Origin of the sequence: Microbacterium sp. zg-B185, from assembly GCF_030246885.1 — a bacterium.
In the GTDB taxonomy this organism is placed as follows: domain Bacteria; phylum Actinomycetota; class Actinomycetes; order Actinomycetales; family Microbacteriaceae; genus Microbacterium.
Map to the genome: position 1 here is coordinate 2671991 of NZ_CP126739.1, position 22758 is coordinate 2694748.

The 22758-nt window shown below is 70.1% G+C and carries 18 protein-coding genes; 11 read left to right on the forward strand and 7 right to left on the reverse strand.

Annotation, left to right across the window (positions count from 1 at the left end; all coding sequences use genetic code 11):
* Positions 1 to 21 precede the first annotated feature (21 nt).
* Positions 22 to 1980: an ABC transporter ATP-binding protein gene (locus QNO12_RS12865; protein ID WP_257503244.1), complete on the forward strand. Its 1959-nt coding sequence runs from the start codon at positions 22 to 24 to the stop codon at positions 1978 to 1980.
* 175 nt (positions 1981 to 2155) lie between these two features.
* On the opposite strand, the gene QNO12_RS12870 is transcribed toward QNO12_RS12865, so the two are convergent.
* A complete protein-coding gene (locus QNO12_RS12870; RefSeq protein ID WP_257503092.1) occupies positions 2156 to 4039 on the reverse strand; it encodes a phosphoenolpyruvate carboxykinase (GTP) in 1884 nt (627 codons plus the stop codon).
* Positions 4040 to 4154: 115 nt separating this feature from the next.
* On the opposite strand from QNO12_RS12870, the gene QNO12_RS12875 reads away from it, so the two are divergent.
* Positions 4155 to 5597: a helix-turn-helix transcriptional regulator gene (locus QNO12_RS12875; protein ID WP_257503093.1), complete on the forward strand. Its 1443-nt coding sequence runs from the start codon at positions 4155 to 4157 to the stop codon at positions 5595 to 5597.
* 59 nt (positions 5598 to 5656) lie between these two features.
* On the opposite strand, the gene QNO12_RS12880 is transcribed toward QNO12_RS12875, so the two are convergent.
* The 3 genes from QNO12_RS12880 to QNO12_RS12890 all read right to left on the reverse strand — a co-directional run bounded on the left by QNO12_RS12880 (position 5657) and on the right by QNO12_RS12890 (position 10321).
* Positions 5657 to 6736 (reverse strand): winged helix DNA-binding domain-containing protein, encoded by a 1080-nt coding sequence (locus QNO12_RS12880; protein ID WP_257503094.1) that lies wholly within the window; start codon positions 6734 to 6736, stop codon positions 5657 to 5659.
* A gap of 66 nt (positions 6737 to 6802) precedes the next feature.
* Positions 6803 to 8272, reverse strand: a complete 1470-nt coding sequence (locus QNO12_RS12885) for an NAD-dependent succinate-semialdehyde dehydrogenase (protein ID WP_257503095.1) — start codon at positions 8270 to 8272, stop codon at positions 6803 to 6805.
* A 144-nt stretch (positions 8273 to 8416) separates the two neighbouring features.
* The gene (locus tag QNO12_RS12890) at positions 8417 to 10321 is read right to left on the reverse strand and encodes an FAD-binding monooxygenase (RefSeq protein ID WP_257503096.1); all 1905 of its coding nucleotides are present in this window, start codon (positions 10319 to 10321) and stop codon (positions 8417 to 8419) included.
* A 144-nt stretch (positions 10322 to 10465) separates the two neighbouring features.
* Between QNO12_RS12890 and QNO12_RS12895 the strand changes: the two genes are divergently transcribed.
* Entirely contained in the window at positions 10466 to 11173 is a 708-nt protein-coding gene (locus QNO12_RS12895) for an IclR family transcriptional regulator (protein ID WP_257503097.1), read from the forward strand.
* Between the two features lie 37 nt (positions 11174 to 11210).
* Here the strand turns inward: QNO12_RS12895 and QNO12_RS12900 are convergent, their stop codons facing one another.
* The gene (locus tag QNO12_RS12900) at positions 11211 to 11528 is read right to left on the reverse strand and encodes a hypothetical protein (RefSeq protein ID WP_257503098.1); all 318 of its coding nucleotides are present in this window, start codon (positions 11526 to 11528) and stop codon (positions 11211 to 11213) included.
* A gap of 195 nt (positions 11529 to 11723) precedes the next feature.
* Between QNO12_RS12900 and QNO12_RS12905 the strand changes: the two genes are divergently transcribed.
* Positions 11724 to 13391, forward strand: a complete 1668-nt coding sequence (locus tag QNO12_RS12905) for a thiamine pyrophosphate-binding protein (RefSeq protein ID WP_257503099.1) — start codon at positions 11724 to 11726, stop codon at positions 13389 to 13391.
* A gap of 112 nt (positions 13392 to 13503) precedes the next feature.
* Here the strand turns inward: QNO12_RS12905 and QNO12_RS12910 are convergent, their stop codons facing one another.
* Positions 13504 to 14892, reverse strand: a complete 1389-nt coding sequence (locus QNO12_RS12910) for an aminomethyl transferase family protein (protein WP_502883266.1) — start codon at positions 14890 to 14892, stop codon at positions 13504 to 13506.
* Between the two features lie 123 nt (positions 14893 to 15015).
* On the opposite strand from QNO12_RS12910, the gene QNO12_RS12915 reads away from it, so the two are divergent.
* On the forward strand, positions 15016 to 15921 hold the full coding sequence (locus tag QNO12_RS12915; protein ID WP_257503245.1) for a LysR family transcriptional regulator: 906 nt from the start codon (positions 15016 to 15018) through the stop codon (positions 15919 to 15921).
* Here the strand turns inward: QNO12_RS12915 and QNO12_RS12920 are convergent.
* A complete protein-coding gene (locus tag QNO12_RS12920) occupies positions 15905 to 17191 on the reverse strand; it encodes a multidrug effflux MFS transporter (protein ID WP_257503101.1) in 1287 nt (428 codons plus the stop codon). The two genes, QNO12_RS12915 and QNO12_RS12920, sit on opposite strands and share 17 nt — an antisense overlap.
* A 150-nt stretch (positions 17192 to 17341) precedes the next feature.
* Here QNO12_RS12920 and QNO12_RS12925 point away from each other — a divergent pair, with 150 nt between their 5' ends.
* The 6 genes from QNO12_RS12925 (at position 17342) to QNO12_RS12950 (ending at position 22750) form a co-directional block, all read left to right on the forward strand.
* The gene (locus QNO12_RS12925) at positions 17342 to 18319 is read left to right on the forward strand and encodes an AraC-like ligand-binding domain-containing protein (protein ID WP_257503102.1); all 978 of its coding nucleotides are present in this window, start codon (positions 17342 to 17344) and stop codon (positions 18317 to 18319) included.
* A gap of 134 nt (positions 18320 to 18453) precedes the next feature.
* Positions 18454 to 18909 (forward strand): carboxymuconolactone decarboxylase family protein, encoded by a 456-nt coding sequence (locus QNO12_RS12930; protein ID WP_257503103.1) that lies wholly within the window; start codon positions 18454 to 18456, stop codon positions 18907 to 18909.
* Positions 18910 to 19005: 96 nt separating this feature from the next.
* The gene (locus QNO12_RS12935; protein WP_257503104.1) at positions 19006 to 20415 is read left to right on the forward strand and encodes an aldehyde dehydrogenase family protein; all 1410 of its coding nucleotides are present in this window, start codon (positions 19006 to 19008) and stop codon (positions 20413 to 20415) included.
* Between the two features lie 7 nt (positions 20416 to 20422).
* A complete protein-coding gene (locus tag QNO12_RS12940) occupies positions 20423 to 21340 on the forward strand; it encodes a fumarylacetoacetate hydrolase family protein (protein ID WP_257503105.1) in 918 nt (305 codons plus the stop codon).
* On the forward strand, positions 21337 to 21786 hold the full coding sequence (locus tag QNO12_RS12945) for a nuclear transport factor 2 family protein (protein WP_257503106.1): 450 nt from the start codon (positions 21337 to 21339) through the stop codon (positions 21784 to 21786). Before QNO12_RS12940 ends, QNO12_RS12945 begins: the two co-directional genes overlap by 4 nt.
* A 10-nt stretch (positions 21787 to 21796) precedes the next feature.
* Entirely contained in the window at positions 21797 to 22750 is a 954-nt protein-coding gene (locus QNO12_RS12950) for a VOC family protein (protein ID WP_257503107.1), read from the forward strand.
* Positions 22751 to 22758 lie beyond the last annotated feature (8 nt).

The window sequence follows — 22758 nt, forward strand, 5'->3', positions numbered from 1 at the left end:
GTGTCCGTAGAACGCACGGCCGTGGACCCCACGCCGTCCGATGCCGAGCCGGTCCCGGCCCCTCCTGCGCACGAGCCGGCGGCGACCGCACGTCGGCGCGGGCGCAAGGTTCCCGCGGGTCCGCGGGCGAGCTTCCGCCAGCTCCTGCCGTTCATCTTCGAGCACAAGAGCGTGCTCGTGCTGGTCGCCGTGCTCAGCGTGCTGGGTGCCCTCGCGACCCTCGCCCAGCCGGTGCTGGTCGGGCAGGTCATCGAACGCGTGCAACAGGAGGAGAGCCTCGGCGCCCTGGTGTGGACGCTGATCGCGCTCGTGGTCGCGTCATCGGTGATCTCCGGGTACCAGCACTACCTGCTGCAGCGGACGGGCACCGCCGTGGTGTACTCCAGTCGCCGCAAGCTCATCTCGCGCATCCTGCACCTGCCGATCAGCGAGTTCGACGCGCGCCGCACCGGCGACCTCGTCTCGCGCGTCGGCACGGACACGACGCTGCTGTACGCCGTGCTGACGCAGGGGCTGGCCGACGCGGTGGGCAACTCGCTCATCTTCGTCGGCGCACTGGTGGCGATGGCGATCATCGACCCCATCCTGCTGCTGCTGATCGTGGTGGTCATCGGCGTCTCGGTGGTGGTGGTGGTGCTGCTCAGCGGCAGGATCCGCACGGCATCCACCGAGCAGCAGGCCAAGGTCGGCGAACTCGCCTCCGGCGTCGAGCGCGCCGTCGGCTCGATCCGCACCGTGCGCGCGGCGGGCGCGACTGAGCGCGAGGTCACGGCGGTGTCCGCCCTCGCAACGGACGCCTACGCGGTGGGGGTGCGCATCGCGAAGGTCTCGGCGCTGGTGGTGCCGGTCGCCGGCATCGCGCTGCAGGTCTCGCTGCTGGCCGTGCTCGGGGTGGGCGGTTTCCGCGTCGCCTCGGGCGCGATCAGCGTCGCCAGCCTGGTGACCTTCATCATCTTCCTGTTCCTGCTCATCGCTCCGCTGGGGTCCACGTTCGGGGCGATCACCTCGGTCAACCAGGCCCTGGGGGCGCTCGGGCGGATCCAGGAGGTGCTCGACCTGCCCACCGAGGAAGAGGGGGATGCCGCGCTGGCCGCCACCCTCGGGTCAGCCCACGTGGCCGATCCTGCACTCGAGACGGCGAGGGTCGCCGCATCGCCGGCCATCGCGTTCCGGGATGTCCGGTTCCGCTATCCCGACGCCGTCGTCGCCGCCCGGGAGGCGGCCACGGCGGAGGCGCGCGCCGTGCTGGAGCAGGTGCATCTGGAGCGGGCCCCCTCGGATGGGACCGACCAGCAGGACCGCGATGTGCTGCGCGGCGTGACCTTCGAGGTGCCCCGGGGTGCGCGCGTCGCCCTGGTCGGTCCGAGCGGGGCGGGCAAGAGCACGGTCCTCTCGCTGATCGAGCGGTTCTACGACCCGACCGGCGGCGCGATCGAGTTGGACGGTCGCGACATCCGGTCCCTGGCACGCGCCGAGCTGCGCGCGCAGTTCGGATACGTCGAGCAGGATGCCCCGACCCTCGCCGGCACGATCGCCGACAACCTGCGGCTCGGCTCGCCGGACGCCTCCGATGCCGCGTGCGAGCGGGTGCTGCACGCCGTGAACCTCACCGAGGTGCTGGAACGAAACCCCCTGGGCCTGCAGGCGCCGGTCGGCGAGGGCGGCGTGATGCTCTCCGGCGGCGAGCGCCAGCGTCTGGCGATCGCGCGGGCGCTCCTGGCCGCTCCGCCGATCCTGCTCCTGGATGAGTCGACGTCCTCGCTCGACGGCGTCAACGAGCAGCGGATGCGCGACGCCATCGACGCGGTCGCGACCGGCCGGACGCTGATCGTGATCGCGCACCGGCTCTCCACCGTGGTAGACAGCGACCTGATCCTGGTTCTGGACCACGGCCAGGTCATCGGGCAGGGCACGCACTCGGAGCTCGTGGTCTCGACGCCGCTGTATCGGGACCTGGCCAAGCACCAGCTGCTGGTCTAGCCGCCCCGCGCGGGCGCGAACCCCCGGCATCCCCCGCTCCCCTGTCACAACACGCCGAGGCCACTCGCAGATCGCGCCAGGCGAGCAGAGAGGGCAGCGGGGGCGAGCAGGGAGGGCAGCGGGGGCGGGCAGCCGGGAAGGGGCAGGGCAGGGCGGGTCGCGCGGCGACCGCGGATCAGGCGCGCTGGAGGCGGTACCGCAGAGCGGACAGCTCCGCCTGCAGCGGCGCGGGGATGCGCCCGCCGAAGGTGCCGTAGAACTCCTCGGTCAGGTCGGCCTCGCGCAGCCACGAGGCCGGGTCGATCGCGAACAGCGCGTCGAGATCCTCCTGGGGCACGTCGATGCCATCGAGATTCAGGTCCTCGGTGCGCGGCAGCCGCCCGATCGGACTGTCCACGGCGGGCACCGAACCGTCGATGCGGCGGATGATCCAGTCGATCACCCGCGCGTTGTCGCCGAACCCGGGCCACAGGAAGCGCCCGTCCGAGCCCTTGCGGAACCAGTTCACCTGGAAGATGCGCGGCGCGCGGTCGAACCGGAGCTTCTGACCGACCTTCAGCCAGTGTCCGAAGTAGTCGGCCATGTTGTAGCCGCAGAACGGCAACATCGCGAACGGGTCGCGGCGCAACTCCCCGACGGTGCCCTCGGCGGCGGCGGTGCGCTCCGAGGAGATGTTCGAGCCCATGAACACACCGTGCGTCCAGTCGGTCGCCTCGACCACCAGCGGAACGTTGGTGGCGCGACGTCCGCCGAACAGGATCGCATCCAGCGGAACGCCTTCGGGCGCCTCCCAGTCCTCGGCGATCTGCGGGCACTGCCCGGCGCCCACGGTGAACCGCGAGTTCGGGTGCGCCGCGGGGCGGCCCGAATCCGGGGTCCACGCGTTGCCCTCCCAGTCGATCAGCTGTGCGGGCGGCTCGTCCGTGAGTCCTTCCCACCACACGTCGCCGTCGGGACGCAGCGCGACGTTGGTGAAGATCGTGTTGCCCCACAGCGTCTCGACCGCGGTGACGTTGGTGGACTCGCCGGTGCCGGGAGCCACACCGAAGAAGCCGGACTCCGGGTTGATCGCCCACAGGCGTCCGTCCTCGCCGGGGCGCAGCCACGCGATGTCGTCGCCGAGAGTCTCCACCCGCCATCCCGGAATGGTCGGGCGCAGCATCGCGAGGTTGGTCTTTCCGCACGCCGAGGGGAATGCCGCCGCGACATGGTAGGCGCGCCCGGCCGGATCGATCACCCGGATCAGGAGCATGTGCTCGGCGAGCCATCCCTCGTCGCGGCCGATCACGGACGCGATGCGCAGGGCGAAGCACTTCTTGGCCAGGATCGCGTTGCCGCCGTATCCCGACCCGTACGACCACACCTCGAGCGTCTCCGGGAAGTGCACGATGTACTTCTCGTCGTTGCACGGCCACGCCACGTCCTGCTCGCCGGGCGCAAGCGGCGCCCCGACCGAGTGGACCGTCTTGACCCAGTGCGCGCCGTCCGCGATCTGGCGCAGGACGTCGGTGCCGACGCGGGTCATGATGCCGATGGAGGTCACGGCGTAGGGGCTGTCGGTGACCTGCACGCCGATGTGCGACAGCGGTCCGCCGACGGGGCCCATCGAGAACGGCACGACGTACATGGTGCGTCCGCGCATGCTGCCGGCGAAGATGTCCTGCAGTGTGGAGCGGATCTCGGCGGGCTGGATCCAGTTGTTGGTGGGGCCGGCGTCCTGTTCGCGCTCGGAGGCGATGTACGTACGGCCCTCCGTGCGGGCGACATCGCTCGGGTGCGAGCGCGCCAGGTACGAGCCCGGCCGCCATTCCGGGTTCAGCTTGATGATCTTGCCCTCGTCGACCATCTCGCGCAGCAGCGCGTCGTTCTCGGCGCGCGAGCCGTCGACCCAGTGGATGCTGTCGGGCTGGGTGAGCGCGGCGATCCGATCGACCCAGGCGATGAGGTCCGCCATGCCGGCGCCGTCGATCGCCGGCCGCTTGCCGAACTCCGTGCGCTCCGGGGCGGACCCGCGAGTCGTGCGCGGTGCGGGGCGGGTGAAGATGTCGGCAAGTGCCATGGTTGCTCCTCTTCGATCGTCAGATCGGTGTTCTTCCTCCACTATGCAAGGGATCCCTAGGATTTTCAGCCCCTTTGGGAATCAAGAAAGCGCATTCTTTCAGTATCATCAAAGAATGCCCCCGACCTCTCTGGAACTGTCCACGCTGGGTCACCGCATCCGCCACCAGCGCGTGTCACGCGGCTTGACGCTGGACGAACTGGGCGAACTGGTCGGGGTGGCCGGCAGCCAGCTGAGCCTGATCGAGAACGGCAAGCGGGAGCCGAAGCTGTCGCTTCTGCAGGCGATCGCGACGGCGACCGGCGTCGAGGTGACTGACCTGCTCTCCACGGAGCCGCCGAACCGGCGGGCAGCGCTGGAGATCGAGTTGGCCCGCGCGCAGTCCAGCTCGATCTTCCGGCAGCTGGGGATTCCGGCCGTCAAGGTGACCAAGGGCATCCCGGATGAGACGATCGAATCCATCCTGGGTCTGCACCGCGAGCTGCAGCGTCGCGAGCGCGAGGCGATCGCCACTCCGGAGGAGGCGCGCCGGGCGAACACCGAACTGCGGCTGCGCATGCGCGAGGGAGACAACTACCTGCCCGAGATCGAGCAGCTTGCCGAGAAGCAGCTCAAGGCCGCAGGGCATGTGTCCGGAGCCCTCACCCACCGCACGGTCAGCATCATGGCCGAGCAGCTCGGCTTCGAACTGCTCTACGTCAACGACCTCCCGCACTCGGCGCGCTCGGTCACCGATCTCGAGCACGGCCGCATCTATCTGCCGCCCGCCTCCATCCCCGGCGGGCACGGACTGCGCTCGATGGCGCTGCAGGCCATGGCGCATCGGCTTCTGGGGCATCAGCGCCCCACCGACTACGCCGATTTCCTGGAGCAGCGGCTGGAGATCAACTATTTCGCCGCGTGCGCGCTGATGCCCGAGACGGCCTCGGTCGCCTTCCTCGCCCAGGCCAAGAAGGACCGCAATCTCGCGGTCGAGGACTTCCGCGATGCATTCGGTGTGACCCACGAAGCCGCCGGGATGCGCCTGACCAACCTGCTCACCCGGCATCTCGGCATCCCGCTGCATTTCCTCCGGGTCGACGGGTCGGGTGCGATCTCGCGCGTCTACGAGAATGACGGCCTGCCGCTTCCCCACGATGTGACGGGGTCGGTGGAAGGGCAGATCGTCTGCCGCAAGTGGTCGGCGCGTGCGGCGTTCTCCGAGCACAATCGCACGACCGAGCACTATCAGTACACGGACACTCCGGCGGGTACGTTCTGGTGCTCGTCCCAGACCGGCTCGACCGCCGACGGGGACTTCTCCATCACGGTGGGGGTGCCCTTCGATGACGCGAGGTGGTTCCGGGGCCGCGAGACGCAGAAGCGGGCGACCTCGACCTGTCCGGACGAGTCGTGCTGCCGCCGGCCCGCAGCCGATGTCGCCGAGCGCTGGCAGGGCAAGGCCTGGCCGAGTGCTCGCGTGCACATGCAGATGTTCTCGCCGCTGCCGCGGGGCGCGTTTCCGGGCGTGGACGACAACGAGGTCTACGCGTTCCTTGACCGGCACGCGCAGGGCTGAGATCAGTCCCGGTGCGGGCGGCCTGCCGCACGCACCGGCCCGACGCGGCAGTCAGCGGATCAGGCCGTGATGAAGGCCCGGTACCGATCCAGTGCGGCGGCCACCTCGGCCTCGGATGCCGCAGCCGGCGCGAACAGCTCGGGCAACGGCGCGTCCGCGTGCCGGCCGACGGCCACCGAGTGCGTCCACACTCCGACGATGCGCCCGCGCACGAGCAGGATCGGCCGCACGATGCCGTTCATGCTGGGGCCGATCCGGGAGAGGAACTCCGGCGCACACGGCACAGTCCGGTCCGCGTAGGAGAGGTAGTACTCCTCAAACGGCGGCAGCGCCAACACGTCGTGAACCGCGGAGCTGCGCCGCGGCGGCGGGCCGGCGGCCACGTACATGGGCTCGGTGTCGCCCGAGACGATGGACAGGCGCTCGGATGCCGCATCCGCCGCCGCCCGCGCCGCCCCCAGCGGCAGACCCGACCACCAGGCGAAATCCCGTGCACCGGCCGGGCCGTGCGAGCCGATGAAGCGGGCGAACAGTTCGGCGGGCGGATCGGCCGGGGACGCGGCATCCCGGACCCATTCGTCGGTGCGGACCACGTACTGCTCGCGCGTCGGCCCGCCCGCGCGGGGTACGACCGGCCCCTGGCAGATGAGGGCGCGCAGCGAGAGTGCGACGAGCAGGTGGTACCCCCGCTGCGCGGCGGTGCTGATGCCGGCGCCCTCCAGGACGGCGAAGAGCTCCTTGCGGGTGAGGCGGTTGCCGCCGCGCAGTGCGTCGAGAGCGACACGTTCGGCCTTGGCGAGCTCGTCGGCGTCGATCCCCTCCGCACGATGGGTGGCCGCGGCGGCGCGATGCTGGCGCTCCCCCGTCACCGACAGCACCCAGGCGAGATCCCGTGCGGGAATGGCGTGGATCGTGCCGCGCATCGTCCACGACCGCACGATCTGACCGCGGTCGAACGCGGCATCCGCGTCACGGACGGTGAGGGCTCCCCTCGTCCGCGCCGCGAGAGCCCATCGGCCGCCCCAGAACTCCTGGGCCTGCGTGGCGAGCATGTGCTCCGCGGCGGCGGCGATGCTCGGGGCGGGCGCGGTGAGCCGGTGCGAGCGCAGCCGCCGCTCGATGAGCCGGGACCTGTTCACGCTTGCATTCTGCCGCGCCCGGCGGACAGCAGGCGTCCGCCGGGCGCGGGATTCGCCCGGTTTCGGTCAATACGGGTTGGCCGTCAGCGTGTACTTGGTCTGCAGGTACTCGTGGATGCCTTCGGCGCCGCCCTCACGCCCGAGGCCGGACATCTTCCAGCCCCCGAACGGTGCGGCTGCGTTAGAGACGACGCCCACGTTCAGGCCCATCATCCCGGTCTCCAGCCGATCGATCATGCGCTGCCCGCGGGCGAGGTTCTCGGTGAAGACGTAGGAGACCAGCCCGTACTCGGTGTCGTTGGCCAGCCGCACCGCGTCGTCCTCGGTGTCGAACGGCACGATCGCCAGCACCGGCCCGAAGATCTCCTCGCGGAGGATGTCGCTGCCCGGCTGGACGTCGGTGACGACGGTGGGTTCGTAGAAGGTGCCCGGTCCGTCGATCGCACTGCCGCCGGTGCGGATCTGCGCGCCGCGCTGGACGGCATCGCCGACCAGCTGCTCGGCCTTGGCGACCGCGCGGTCATCGATCAGCGGGCCGATGGTGACGCCCTCCTCGGTGCCGCGGCCGATCGTGAACCCCTGCACCCGCTCGGTGACCCGGCGGGCGAACTCCTCCGCGACCGAGCGGTGCACGATGAACCGGTTCGCAGCCGTGCACGCCTGCCCGATGTTGCGGAACTTCGCCGCGATGGCCCCATCGACCGCCTTGTCCAGGTCGGCGTCGTCGAAGACCACGAACGGGGCGTTCCCGCCGAGCTCCATGGATGTGCGCAGGATGCCGTCGGCGGCCTGTTTGAGCAGCTCCTGGCCCACCGGGGTGGAGCCGGTGAACGACAGTTTGCGCAGCCTCGGATCGCGGATGATCGGTTCGGACACCGCGCCCGTCTGCGTGGTCGTGATCACGTTGACCACGCCGGCCGGGAGCCCGGCGTCTTCGAGGGTCTTCACGAAGTACAGCGTCGTCAGCGGGGTCAGCGCGGCGGGCTTGATCACCACCGTGCAGCCGGCCGCCAGCGCGGGGGCGATCTTGCGGGTGGCCATCGCGAGCGGGAAGTTCCACGGCGTGATCAGGTAGCACGGCCCCACCGGGTGCTGCGAGACGATCATCCGGCCGGTGCCTTCGGGGTTCGCGCCGTACCGACCCTGGATCCGGGCGGTCTCCTCGCTGAACCAGCGCAGGAACTCGCCGCCGTACGCGACCTCTCCGCGTGCCTCGGCCAGCGGCTTGCCCATCTCGATCGTCATCAGCAGCGCGAAGTCCTCCGTGCGCTCCTGCAGCAGATCGAACGCGCGACGCAGCAGCTCGGCGCGCTCGCGCAGCGGCGTGGCCGCCCACGCCGGAAACGCCTCGACCGCGGCGTCCAGGGCGGCCATGCCGTCTGCCGGCGAGGCATCCGCGATCTGCTTGACGACCTCGCCGGTGGCCGGGTCGAAGACCCGCAGGCGCTTCTCATCCGTGGCCGGGCGCCACTGGCCTGCGATGAACAGGCCGTCCGGCACACGCTCCAGCAGCTCGGTCTCGCGGTTGTCGGTCACGGGGACTCCTCGTTCTCTGGGGATGCCGCAGCACGTGCGTCGGCGTCCCTGTTCGTTGGCTCCTCGCCAGTCTGGTGGGCTGCGTGGCGTGAGGCGATGTACGCGGTGTACATTCAGCGACGTGCGAATGTCCGTCCGGGACGGTCAGAGTGCGAGTGCGGGAGCGGTCTGCGGCAGCAGGAAGCGCGCGAAGAACTCGGTCAGCTCGTCGGTGGCCGTCAGCGGCAGCACGTGGGCCACGTACTGATCGGGGCGGACCACGACGACCGCGCCCTCGCTGCGGTCGATGCTGCGCAGGTCGAAGATCTCCTCCGCGGGGTCGGTGGCATAGACCTTCTCGTAGTCGATGAGCTGGAACGGACCCACCCGGGGCAGGAACACGTCGGGCACCGTCTCGAGCGCGACCTGCTCATGCGGCTGCTGGTAGATGACCTTGACGTCGAAGACGCTGTCGCGATCTGCCCCGACCGGGGTGAACCGAGCCAGCGGCGACTCCGGCGAGTCGGCCAGCCACGTCGCCCAGTCCGCCAGGGCGGAGCTCTGCCCGCTGGGCGCCCGCGGGGCGAACGCGTAGATGCGCCACCGCCCGTCGGCGCGGGCGTGGTGACCGAGGTGGATCGGAACCGCATCGGCCACACGGACGACCGGCGCGGAGCGGAATCGCTTTCCGATGGGAAAGCCCTCGGCCAGGTGCTGATGGGTCGCCTCGCCGATCAGCAGCGACGGCGGGTACTGGGTCATGAACCCGGCCGGGAACTCGGCGGTGCGGACATAGAAGTCTCCGAGCTCTTCGGGGCTGTCGAACTCCTCCGGCTTCTTGGCCATCAGCGTCGACCATTCCTTGTCGAAGTCGATGAGGTTCTGGGCGATCACCTGACGTTCGGCCGAGTAGGTGCTCAGCACGGACGCGGGGCTACGACCCTCCAGCACCTGCCCCAGCTTCCAGCCGAGGTTGAAACCGTCCTGCATCGAGACGTTCATGCCCTGTCCCGCCTTCGCGCTGTGCGTGTGGCACGCGTCCCCGGCGATGAACACGTGCGGCTCACGGTCGCTGCCGGCCGCCACGTCGTCGAAGCGGTCGGTGACCCGGTGCCCCACCTCGTACACGCTGTGCCAGGCGACATCCTTCACGTCCAGGGTGTACGGGTTCAGGATGGCGTTGGCCTTCGCGATGATCGTCTCCAGCGATGTCCGGCGCACCGCGCCGTTGTCGCCCTCCGGAACCTCGCCGAGGTCGACGTACATGCGGAACAGGAATCCGCCCTCGCGCGGGATGTGCAGAATGCTGCCCGCCTGCGACTGGATGGCGCACTTGGAGCGGATATCGGGGAAGTCCGTGACGGCGAGGACGTCCATCACGCCCCAGGCGTGCTTGGCCACCTGGCCGACATACGTGCACCCGATCGCATCACGCACCCGGCTGCGCGCACCGTCGCAGCCGACGACGTACTTGGCGTGCACCACCCGCTGCTGGCCGGCGCGTGGTCCGTCGCTGTACTGCACGGTCACCGAGACCGGGTAGTCGCCCTGGTCGGCGACCTCGAGGGCGACGAACTCCACGCCGTAGTCGGGGGTGAGGCGGGCGGGCGAGTCGGCAGCCACCTCCGCGAAGTAGTCCAGCACGCGGGCCTGATTGACGATGAGGTGCGGGAACTCGCTGATCCCCTGTGCATCGTCGACGGTGCGCTGCGTGCGGACGATCTTGGTCGGGTCGGCCTTGTCCGGGGTCCAGAAGTTCATCACGGTGAGGTGGTAGGCCTCCTGGATGATCTGCTCGGCGAAGCCGAACGCCTGAAAAGTCTCGACGCTGCGCGCCTGGATGCCGTCCGCCTGGCCGATCTCGAGTCGGCCGGGGCGGCGCTCGATCAGGCGCGTGACGACGGTCGGGAACTGACCGAGCTGGGCCATCAGCAGCATGCCGGCCGGACCGCCGCCGACGACGAGCACGTCGATCTCGTCGGGCAGCTCGTCCGGACGGTCGATTCCGGTACCGGCTGCCGGCTTCTTGCGCGGGTCGCCGGACACGTACCCGTGGTGGTGGAACTGCATGACATGTCCTCCTCGGACGGCGATGTCGAGGTCAGTGATGACGTGGTTGCGAAAAGGCGGCCGGTTGTTCTATATTCGAACGCGCCGTTCTACTTCTGAACAGATCGTATACGGTCGCCCGCTGAGTCCGCAAGAGGAGCCCTGATGACGGAGAACGCGACCGCCCCGGCGTCCCAGACGCTGAGCCGCGGCATCCGCATCCTCGAGATCCTCGCGGGCGCGCGCCAGCCGCTGTCGATCGACGAGACGGCACGACGGCTGGGGGTGCACCGTTCGGTCGCGTATCGGCTGGTGCGCACTCTCGAGGACCACGGCCTCGTCACGCGCGACGGCACCGGCCGGATCGAGCTCGGTGCACGCATGGCCGCCCTGGCCTCGGGCGTCGCCCACGATCTGCAGGCCGAGGCGCTCCCGGAGCTGACGGCGGTGGCGAACGAACTGGGCACCACGTGCTTCATCGCCGTGCTCGACCAGGACGAGTGCATCACGCTCGCAAGCGTCGAGCCTCGGCACGCGACGGCGTCGGTCGCGCAGCGGCCCGGGTCGCGGCATCCGGTCACCGCCGGTGCCCCCGGAAAGGCCATCCTTTCGGCACTGCCTCCCGAGCAGTGGCCCGGCGAGGTGACCGAAGGGCTCCGCCAGGAGGTGCGGGATGCCGCGGGCCGCGGTTACGCGACCAGCCACGACGAGGTGATCCCGACGCTGCGGTCGGTGTCCGTCCCGCTCGCGCTGCGGGGCCGGCCGCCCGCCGCCATCGCGGTGGTCTATGTCGCCAGCGCGCACGAGCCGTCGGAGATCGCCGCGCGGCTGCGCCGCTCAGCAAGGGTGATCCAGGACGCGCTCGGCAGTTGAGCCGGCGCGCTCACGAAACCCGGAGCGCCGAACCGGGTCAGGCAGCCGAGCGCTGCGGCGCCATCTCCTCGACGATCTGAACGGTCTGCGCGGCGACCCGCTGCGGCACACCGGCGAAGGCTTCCGCGCGCGCGTCCGAGGCCATGTACCGGCTCTCGCGAGCCAGGAACGCGGCCCGATCCCCCTCGGCGCTGACGGCCCAGACGAACTCCTCTGACTCGGGCAGACCGTACGCGAACTCGATCGTGAAGCCCGCGCCCCCGCGCACCTTCGGCATCCACTCATGCCACCAGGCGACGAACGCCTCGTATTCCCCGGGGACGAGCGTGTACCTGCGCAGCTGGGTCGTCTTCATGCCTTCAGCTTGGCACGCGGCCGCGGCCTGCCACGCCACGAGCCGCGCCGCACGCTCCCGCCTATACTCGAACCGTCCGGCGGCGCCTTCCCACCCGCCGGTGCTCGAAAAAGGGGCACGTAGCCGCGGCAACCGCTTGCCGCCCGCGAGACACATACGGAACTCATCGTCCGTCCCTGTCTCTGGAGCTCTCGCATGCCCACCGTCTCCGCGCACGTCGCCGCCACCCTCGCCCGCCATATCGACCACGTCTTCGGCGTCATGGGCAACGGCAACGCCTATTTCCTGGACGCGCTGCAGCGCTCCACCGATGTCGGCTACACGGCGGTGCGGCACGAGGCCGGCGCGGTCACCTCCGCCGACGCCTATCACCGCGCCGGCGGCGGGCTGGCTGCGGCGACCGCGACGTACGGCGCCGGCTTCACGAACACCCTCACCGCGCTGGCCGAAGCGGTGCAGGCGCACGTGCCCCTCGTGCTGGTCGTCGGTGACGAACCGACCTCCGGCCCCCGGCCCTGGGACGTCGACCAGATCGCGCTGGCCTCCGCCGTCGGGGCGCGCACGTACACGGTGGGACGAACCGATGCCGCCGCCACGACCGTCATCGCGATCGAGCACGCCTTCACTTACCGGGTGCCGACCGTGCTGGCGATCCCCTACGACGTCGCCACCCTCGATGCGGGACCGGTGCCGGCAGCCCCGGAGCCGAGACTCCCCCCGCCGGTGACGCCGACGGGTCCCTTCGCCGAGCAGACGATCCGCGACGTCGCGGCAGCGTTGGCCGGAGCGCAGCGGCCGTTCCTGCTCGCCGGCCGCGGGGCCTGGATCGCCGGTGCCGGGCCGGCGCTGGGGGAACTGGCGGACGCCACCGGAGCCGTCACCGCCTCCACCGCGCTGGGTCGGGGGATCTTCCCGAGCTCCCAGTTCGACCTCGGCGTCGCCGGCGGCTTCGGCGCGGAGGCGGCGATGGACCTCATCACCGACGCCGACGTCGCCGTCGTTTTCGGCGCCTCACTGAACCAGTTCACGATGCGGTTCGGCTCGCTGTTCGGAACGCGGACGCGCATCTTCCAGGTCGACCTCGCGCCGGCCGCGACCCACCAGCGCGTGGGCGGCTATCTCCGCGGCGATGCCGCCGTCGTCGCCCGCGCCGTCGCCGCAGAACTCGCGGACATGGGCGCCGCCCCCAGCGGGTGGCGCGAGAGCGTGGACATCCCGGCGCTGCGGGTCTACGAACCGGGCGAGGACACCGCGCCGGACGGTGCGCTGGATCCCCGCTCGGCCGCGGGACGGATCGGCCGGATCCTGGAGAGCACCGCGGCGCTGCGCGACCGCGTCGTCGTCTCCGACGGCGGTCATTTCATCGGGTGGGCGAACATGTACTGGCCGGTCGCAGCGCCGGACCGCATGATGATGGTCGGCACGGCGTTCCAATCCATCGGCATGGGATTCGCCAGCGTGCCCGGCGCGGCCCGGGCTCAGCCCGCCGCGACGATCGTGCTGAGCACCGGGGACGGTGGCGGGCTGATGGCACTCGCCGACCTGGAGTCTGCGGTGCGCGTCGCCGCGGGCAGGGGCCTGGCCGTGGTCTGGAACGACGCCGCCTACGGCGCCGAAGTGAACCTGTACGGGCTGAAGGGGCTGGCGAAGGAGCCGATGCTCATCCCCCAGGTCGATTTCGCCGAGGTCGCCCGGGGCTTCGGCGCGCGAGGCATCGTGGTGCGCACACTGGCGGACCTGGAGGGGCTGGCCGACTGGGCACGGGTACCGGCATCCGATCGTCCTTTCCTGCTGCTGGACCTGCGCATCTCCGGATCGGTGATCGCTCCGTACCAGCAGGAGATCATCCGCGTGAACTCCTGATCGCGTCGTGCGCCATGGCCGGCGAGAGACGATCGCCGAGCGCCGCCACCGTGCACGCCCGAGTGCACCGGCGCACGCCCGATGGCGGCGCCGGTGCACGAGCCGGATCGGGTCAGGCCGAGACGGTGTCCGAGCGGTAGGCGGTGCGCGCGAACTCCGTCAGCGGGGCGGGCTGGACGGTAACGCGGATCCTCACCTGCACGTGCTCTTCGACCTGCACCTTGCGGGTGGGCCGGTCCTCGCCCCACACCACGACCAGCTCGGTGCCGGGCTCGGCGACGTCGGCATCCACCACCGCCAGCGAGAGGATGGCGCGCTCGTTGGCCGAGTAGCCCGTCCAGGTGGAGATGCCCACCATCCGCCCGTCGGCCGTCTCGACCCGGTCGGCGTGGAACGTGTCGTACAGCGACATCGGCAGGTTGATGAACTTCGCACCCGGGCCGGGATGGAACATGGATCCGTAGGCGGCAGCGCTGTCGTCTCCGTTCCACACCAGTGTCACTTTGCGGCGCTTGTCCGCCGTTCCGTCCGACGCCATCCGCTCGAGCGCTTCGCGCCCGATGAAGTCGTGGTCGAACGCGACGATCCGGCCGTAGTCCAGGTCGTAGGGGGTGAAGTAGTAGTCCTCGATGTCCTCGGAGTGGAAGCTGCCACCCAGCGGCGCCGTGGTCTCGTACGCCGTGCCGCTGAGCCACCGACGGTAATCGGCCAGACGCTCATCGCTGTAGATCGCGGGGAGGGGCCTCGGCAGCCAGCCGGATTCCAGGGCATTGGTGTGATAGGCGCGCCCGCCGACCTGCACCATGTCGTGCTTGGCCCCCGCTTCGAGGAGGGCGGTGTGCACCGCCTCGGAATCCGCCCACGGTCCCCACAGCTCGTAGCCGGGCTCCCCCGCCATGCCGTGGCGCAGCGCCCTGACTTCCTTGCCGCCGATCGTGAAGCGCGTCATCCGGAAGAAGCGCAGCTTGGGCGGCTCCTGCCCGGTCGCCTCGCGGATGATCTCCAGCGCGCCCGGTCCCTGCACCTGGTAGCGGTAGAGCACCGGGTCGCCCGAACGGTAGAGCGAGTTGTCGTCGCGCCAGATCTCGACGTCGTAGCCGCCGGTGACCGCGTGATAGTGCAGCCAGTTGATCGAGGGCGGGATGCCGACGGCCTGGTACTCGTCCTCCTCGAGATGGAACAGGATGTTATCGCCGATGACGTGCCCGGACGGGCTGACCGCGACATACTGCTTCGCCATGTCGACGGGGAAGTTCTCCACGCTGTTGACCGCGGTGTCGCGGATCAGCTTCAGCGCGTCCGGACCCTTGATGTTCAGATCCGCCATGTGGTGCGACTGGTCGAACAGCACCGCGGTGCGCCGCCACGCCAGCTGCTCATCCCGCCAGTTGCGGAACTCCTGGACGACCCTCGGGACGACCGCGGGCGGGGCTTCTGACTCCCACAGGAGCGGGACGGGGCCGCCGGCTTCGGCGATGGCTTCTTCGAGATTCTCGGGCATGACGATTCCTCCATGAAAAGTCTCGGCGCCGCGGCGCCGGTGAAACAAAGTCTTGACGGGCGGCTCTCCCTTGTAAAACATGAGTTTGAGACCTGACACCCAAGGAGAACTCGTTTGCGATCAGTGCCGTTCACGCTCAGACAACTGGAGTACCTGGACGCGGCCGCCAGTGAGGGCTCCCTGGCTGCCGCCGCAACGCGGTGCCAAGTCAGCGCGTCGGCGATCGCGCTGGCGCTGGACGATCTGGAACGCCGACTGGGCGTGCAGCTTCTGGTCCGTCGCAAGGGCAGAGGGGTGCTCGTGACACCGGCCGGATCGCGGGTGCTCTCCCGGGCCCGCCACGTCCTGGTGGGTGCCGAGGCCCTGGCAGCCGACGCCTGGCAGGCGGGTCGAAGCCTGACCGGCTCGTTCACGATCGGATGCTTCTCGACGCTCTCGCCGTTCTACCTGCCCGGAGTGATGCAGGCGTTCGGCCACGACCATCCCGGACTGGACCTCTCGTTCGTCGAGGCGTCCGCGGTCGAACTGCACGAACGGCTCCTGCAGGGACGTGTCGATGTGGCGCTCCTGTACAGCGTCGACGTCTCCCCGCAGCTGGGCTTCGACCCCATCGACGAGTACCGGCCGCACGTGGTCATCGCCGCCGATCATCCGCTCGCCGGCCGCACATCGATCCGGCTGGCCGAGCTGGCCGCCGATCCGCTCATCGTCCTGGACGTGCACCCCACGCGACACAACACCGAGCAGATCTTCGCCGCGCTGTCGCTGACCCCTCGGCCCGCGCACACCACGACGAGCTTCGAGCTGGCGCGCTGCCTGGTGGGACGCGGTCTGGGCTACGCCGTGCTGTTCCAGCGCCCCGCTTCGGAGATGACCTATGACGGACACCGGGTGAGGATCGTGGAGCTGGGCGACGCGCTCCCGCCGACCGTCGTCGGTCTTGCACGGCCGCCCGGTGCGCCGCGGACCGCCCGCCTGGAGACGCTCCGCGAATTCCTCGCTGCCGGCCCGGCTACACCGGCTCAGTGAAGTCCGGCTCGGCGTCCCCGAGATCGGGCCCGCCCCCTCCTCGGGGAGCGGAGATCGCCGCGAGCGCGACCAGGCCGAGGGTCACGACCGTCACCGCGGCCTGAGCGATGCCGAGCACCACCCCTGAGGTGGCCACGACGCTGACCACGATGGCCGGAACGACCGAGCCGAGCGCGAGCTGGGCGCCGCCGGCGATGGCGGCGGCAGTGCCGGCGCCCTTCGCGAACGGCTGCAGGGCCAGCGCGATGGCCAGCGGCATGCAGATCCCGCCGGCGAAGACCGTCAGCCACATGCAGGCATCCAGCAGCCAGAGCGGACTGTCCATGGCCGAACTGAGCGCCACCCCCACGGCCGCGCAGAGGTTGACCACCAGGGCCAGGACGAGAACCCGGATGCCGCCGAGGTAGCGGGTCAGCCATGGCCCCACTTGGGCGCCGATGATGACAGCGAGAGCGTTGATCGCGTACAGCACCGAGAAGCCGAGCACATCGAGTCCGCGCTCGCGCTGGAGCACGATGGGCACCGCGCTGAGATACAGGATCATCGAGGTCGCCGCGCCGACCAGGATCAGGACGCTGGTGACGAACTGCCGGTTGCGCAGCGGGGCAAGCCACGCCTCTCGTCGTTCCTCCGACGCGCCCCGCACCCGCAGCTCGGGGCGCAGCGTCTCGGGGATTCCGACCGCACTCGCGATGGCGAGCAGGATGCCGATCGTCATGAGGAGCAGGAACGTCGAGCGCCAGTCCCCGACGCTGAGCACCAGCCCGCCGACGAGAGGTCCGAGCACGGGCGCGATCCCGAAGACGACGGCGAGGAGCCCGAACACCCGGGTCAGCTCGGCGCCGCTGTAGAGGTCGCGGGCGATCGCCCGGCCCACGACGATGCCGGCAGCCCCGGCGAAGCCCATCAGGACGCGGCCGACCAGGAGGACGCCGATGTTCGGCGCCAAGGAGCACAGCAGCGCGGTGAAGGCAAAGCCGGCGGCGCCGAGGATCACCGGTACGCGCCGGCCGATCCGGTCGCTGATCGGGCCCCAGGCGAACTGCCCGCCTCCGAGCCCCACGTTGTACGCCATCAGCGTGAGCTGGACGAGCGCGGTCTGCGTGCCGAGGTCGTCGATGACCTGCGGCAGCCCCGGCGTGTACATATCGGTGCCGAGCGGCCCACCGGCCACGAGCACGCCCAGCAGAGCGAGCAGCCCGAACCGCCGCCTGCGCGACCACGTCCGCACGTCCAGCGACCGCGACCGGGGTGGCTCATCGGAGTCCATGTCGCTTGTCTACTGGAACGGTGCTCGCTCGCGCGAATCGGCCGCGAGCGTTCTTCGCTCAGGGCTGGCGTGATCGGGTGGCGCGGCTTATGCTCCAACGCGAAGGCTCATCGGCGAGCCTGCCCGGGGACGTCAAGGGAGCCTTCACCCGTGCGGGAGGACACCTTGATCCACGCTTCCACGACCTTTCAGACCGGCGTCGAGACGGCGACCGCCCAATCGATCGGCGAGTGGCGAGAGGTGGCAGGGAGCCGTTTCGTGCCGCTGCACGTGATCGGCGGCCCGAACTTCACCGGCAGCATCCGATGGCGTGTCGTGGACGGCACCTGCCTGAGCGAGATCTCCGCCAGCGCGCATCGCGTGCTGCGCACCCCCGCTCTGATCTCCCCGGACGACCCGAATCACTACAAGATCACGCTTCAGGTGAAGGGATCGGGTCTGGTCGCACAGGACGGACGCCAGAGCGTGCTGCGGCCCGGCGATCTCGCGATCTACGACACCAGCCGGCCCTACACGCTGGAGTTCAGCGAGGACGTGCACTGCCTCGTGATGGCCTTCCCGCAGGACTCCTTCGACGTGCCGGACAGCCTGATCCGCCGCATCACCGCAGTGCGCCTGTCCGGCGACTCGGGGGTGGGCGCGATGATCTCGCCGTTCATGCGGCATCTGTCGGCGAATCTCGACACCCTGGACGGGGTGGCCGGGATGCGCATCCTGCACAGTTCGCTGGACCTGCTCACGGCGCTGGTGTACGCGCAGCTCTCGGAGGACCAAGACCACTGGGGTCAGACCCGGCAGGTCGAGATGCGCCGCCTGAAGCTGTACATCGACGCGCACCTGCACCAGCCCGACCTGAACGCGGTGGAGGTGGCCAAGAGCCACTTCATGTCCGTCCGCCAGCTGCAGTACCTCTTCCGCGCGGAGAACCTCACCGTCTCGGGGTACATCCGCGCCCGACGGCTCGAGAACTGCCGTCTGGCGCTGAGCGACCCCGCCCAGGCGTCGCTGTCCATCCTCGAGATCGCGCAGCGGTGGGGCTTCCCCGACGCCAGCCATTTCAGCAAGGTGTTCCGCGCCACCTACGGCATCACGCCTCGCGACCTGCGCACGTCCCGGTTCGGAGACTGAGCCGATCCTGCGCGGATGCGGCAGTCGCGTGCGCCGTGCGACCAGAGGGTCCGCCGGGCGCCCACGAGACTCGACTGAACCGACGGTTCCGTTGCTGTGGACGCGACGACCTGAACTACCCAGGAGGCGACACTGTGGTCATCCGCGACGAACTGTACGACATCGGCATGCAGCAGCGCCGCGCGATGTTCGGCACCCAGGGTGCCGAGGCGCGCGTGGACACCACCACGGATCTCAACGACAAGCTCGAGGACTTCGTGACCCGGACGACGTTCGGGGACGTCTGGCAGCGGCCCGGCCTCTCGCTGGCAGCCCGCAGCGAGGTCACCTTCGCGATGCTGCTGGCCAACGGGAGAGAGCACGAACTGCGCGTGCACGCCGAAGGCGCCCTGGAGAACGGCGTCTCGCCGATCGAGCTCCGCGAGATCGTCCTGCAGGGGCTGTTGTACTGCGGCATCCCGGCCGGGGTGCTCGGCGTGCGCGTCCTCCGCGAGGTGTTCGAGGCGCGCGGCATCGGGGACGCGCTGGACGGCGAGGCCGATGCGACGCGTGCCGCACGCAGTCCTGCCAGCACGAGGGCGGAGAGCTGAGCCGCTGACGCGGCGCCGGCCGGAACCCGGTCCCATCACCCGCACGATCGGCACGGCACGACCCGCCCGCCGACCGCCACGCACGAAAGGACGACCATGACCACGCAGACATCGGATCTTCTGGAGGCCATCTCGGTGGCACCCGAGGACGGGCGAGCCGTCCCGGATGCGGCGACCGGTGAGCCGATCGGCTACGTCCCGGCAACGACGCCGGCCGACCTGGACGACGCGGTCGCGACGGCGCGAGCGGCCCAGCCCGCGTGGGCCGCACTCGGGCACGCCCGGCGCAGCGAGCTCCTGCACGCGGCGGCCGATGAGATCGACGCGCATGCCGAGGAACTGGCCCAGATCATCGCGAAAGAGCAGGGCAAACCTCTCAACGGACTCGGCGCCCGCTTCGAAGCGGCCGGCTGCTCCGCCTGGATCCGGGGCGCCGCCGACCTGTCTCTGGAACCCGAGGTCCTCTTCGAGGCCGAGGGCACCAGATCGGAGCTGCACTATGTGCCGCTGGGCGTCGTCGGTGCCATCAGCCCCTGGAACTGGCCGGCCCTGATCGCGATCTGGCAGATCGCTCCCTCGCTGCGGATGGGCAACACCGTCGTCGCCAAGCCGAGCGAGTACACCCCGCTCAGCGTGATGGCGGTGGCGGAGCTGATGAACCGTCATCTCCCCCCTGGCGTGCTGATCGTCGCCCCGGGCGACCGCGAAGTGGGCGCGGCCATCGCCGCCCACCCCGGGATCGACAAGATCATGTTCACCGGGTCGACCAAGACCGGGCGGGAGATCGTCAAGAGCTCCTCCCAGAACCTCGCCCGTCTGACTCTGGAGCTCGGCGGCAACGATGCCGGCATCGTGCTGCCCGGAGCCGATGTCAAAGCGCTCGGCGAGAAGCTGTTCTGGGGGGCGTTCATCAACTCCGGTCAGACCTGTGCCGCTCTCAAGCGGCTCTACGTGCACGACTCGCTCTACGAGGAGGTCGTCACCGAGCTGGCGCGCCTGGCCGAGGCGACACCGCTGGGCCACGGCATGGACGAGGGCAGCGCGTTGGGACCGCTGTCCACCCGCCAGCAGTTCGACATCGTCTCCGAACTCGTCGCCGACGCGCGCGATCGCGGGGCGCGCATCGTCACCGGCGGGGAGGCCGCACCCGAGCTCGGCGCGCACTTCTACCGGGCGACGGTCGTGGCGGACATCGACGACGGGGCGCGGCTGGTCGCGGAGGAGCAGTTCGGACCGGTTCTGCCGATCGTGCGCTACACCGACCTCGACGCGGTGATCGCGCTGGCGAACGCATCCGACCAGGCCCTGGGCGCGTCCGTGTGGGGCGATCCGGAGCAGGCCCGGGCCATCGCGGAGCGCATCGAGAGCGGCACCGTCTGGATCAACCAGCACGGCACGATCAACCCCCTGGTGCCCTTCGGCGGCACCAAGGGCTCCGGGTACGGTCTGGAGTTCGGCGTGCACGGGCTGAAGGCCGTGGCCGGCACCAAGGTCATCACCGTCTGACCGCGCGATGAGATTCGGGACGATCGAGGACGGCGAGGGATCAGCAGTCGTCGTGCAATCCGCGCCGGACGAGGCGGTGGCGATGCCGTATCCAGACCTGGACACGATGCTGGGGGCACCGGAATCGGAGTGGCGGGCCGGCGCGGCGGCGGCGTTGGAATCCGGTGAGCGCCGGTCGGCGGCATCCCTGACGTGGCTGCCCCCGGTGCGGCGACCGGGAAAGGTGCTGTGCGTCGCCCTCAACAACAGCGCCAACCCGGACCGGATCATGCGCGGCCCGTCCACCCCGGCGATGTTCGTCAAGCCGTCGTCCTCGCTGGTGGGGCACAACCGCCCCATCGTGATCAAGGACGCCTACGGGCGGGTGCATCCCGAACCCGAGCTGGCGGTGATCATCGGGCGAGGCGGGACGGACATCGCAGCGGGGGACGCCCTGACGCACGTCTTCGGCTACACGATCATCAACGACCTGACCTCGCCGACCATGCGGGACGCGGACACCTTCCACTACCGGGCGATCCATCCCGACCCGGACAGCCCCGACGGCATCCGTTATGTGGACAGCTGGGTGAGTTATCCCGCCCGCTACAAGGGGTCCGATACCTTCGGTCCGCTCGGACCGTGGGTCACGACGCGCGATGAGATCCCGGATCCGCACGCGCTCCGGATCACCTGCTCGCACGAGGGCACGCTCGTCACCGACGACAACACGGCGAATCTGCGGTTCAGCGTGTCCGAGGTGATCTCCTTCGCCTCGCAGTACCTGACGCTGGAGGTCGGCGACGTGATCGCGATGGGGACGGCGCTGAAGCGGTCCGCCCGCGGCGGCGCGGTGCAGAACGTGGATCTGGCGCGTCTGGGCGGACTCATCGAGGTGTCGATCGAGGGGATCGGCACCCTGTCCAACCCGGTCCTCAAGCGATGACGGCGCTCAGCGCGGAGGCGAGGGGCGCGATCGGGGATCTGAACGCGCGCTTCGCGTGGGCGCTGGATCTGCACGATTTCGAGGCGCTGCGCAGCATCCTGACCCCGGACGTGCACTACGTCAGCGTCGGCAGGGAATTCCACGACGTGGAGTCCACCATCGCCTCGTTCCGCGCCAGGACGGCCACCCGCACGACGCGCCACGGACTGGGCAACCTCCTGCTGGAATCCGTGGCGGACGACCAGGTGCGCGGCCGCTCCAGCTGGCACACCTTCGCCAGCAACGACGACCCGCCCGGTCCCGGGGTCGCCCTGTTCATGGTCGCGGATTTCGCCGACCTCTACCGCCGGACTGCGCAGGGGTGGCGGATTGCGGAGCGCATCATCACCCCGGTGTTCCGCGACCCCGCGCTGGCGCCCGGCGCGCCGGCTTCGAGCCCGTCCTGAAGGAGCCCGCGTGTCCGATTCATCCCGTCACGAACTCGCCCATCTCGGCCACCATGCGCTGCTGACACCGAAACCCGACGAGACGCTGGCCTACTTCGTCGATCTGCTGGGCATGGACGAGGTGGCCCACCACAACGGGTCGCACTACCTGCGCTCGTTCGGCGACTATGAACGGTGGAGTCTGAAGATCACACCCGCCGAGCACGCCGGCCTGGAATACGCCTCGTGGCGGACGGCGAGCGCGGCGGCGCTGGACCGCCGCGTCGCCTGGCTCGAGGCGAACGGCCACCCGGGCGCCTGGGTCGACCAGGATCTGAACGCAGGACGCGAGTACGAGTTCCGCGATCCGGACGGCCACGCATTCCGGCTGTACTTCAACACCGAAGGCTACGACGCGCCCGAGGGCAAACGTCCCGTGATCCCGGTGAACTTCCAGGCGTACGTCGGCCGCGGCGCGAACGTGCGGCATGTCGACCATCTCAATCTGCTGGCCCGGGACGTCCGCGCCAACCGCGAGTTCTGGGAGCGGGGCTTCGGTCTGCGAACCTTCGAGATCATCGAACTGCCCGACGGGGCGGAGGCGGGCGCCTGGATGAGCGCCACGATCCAGGGTCACGAGCTGATCTACACGCAGGAGCGCACCAGCGGCTCCGGGAGGCTCCATCACTTCGCCTACCTGGTCGACACCCGCGAGGAGGTGCTGCGCGCCGCGGAGATCTTCGCCGACGCCCGCATCTACATCGAGGCCGGCCCGTCCCGGCACACCGCCATCCAGGGTTTCTACCTCTATACGCGCGAGCCCGGGGGCAACCGCATCGAGGTCGCCAACGGGGGGTATCTCGTCTTCGCCCCCGACCGTGAGCCCTACGTGTGGACGGCCGAGGAGTGGGCCACGAAGCCGGGGTGGGGCGCGCCCATCCCGCCGGAGTTCCACATCTACGGCACGCCCGATGTCGCACAGTGACGCCGGCG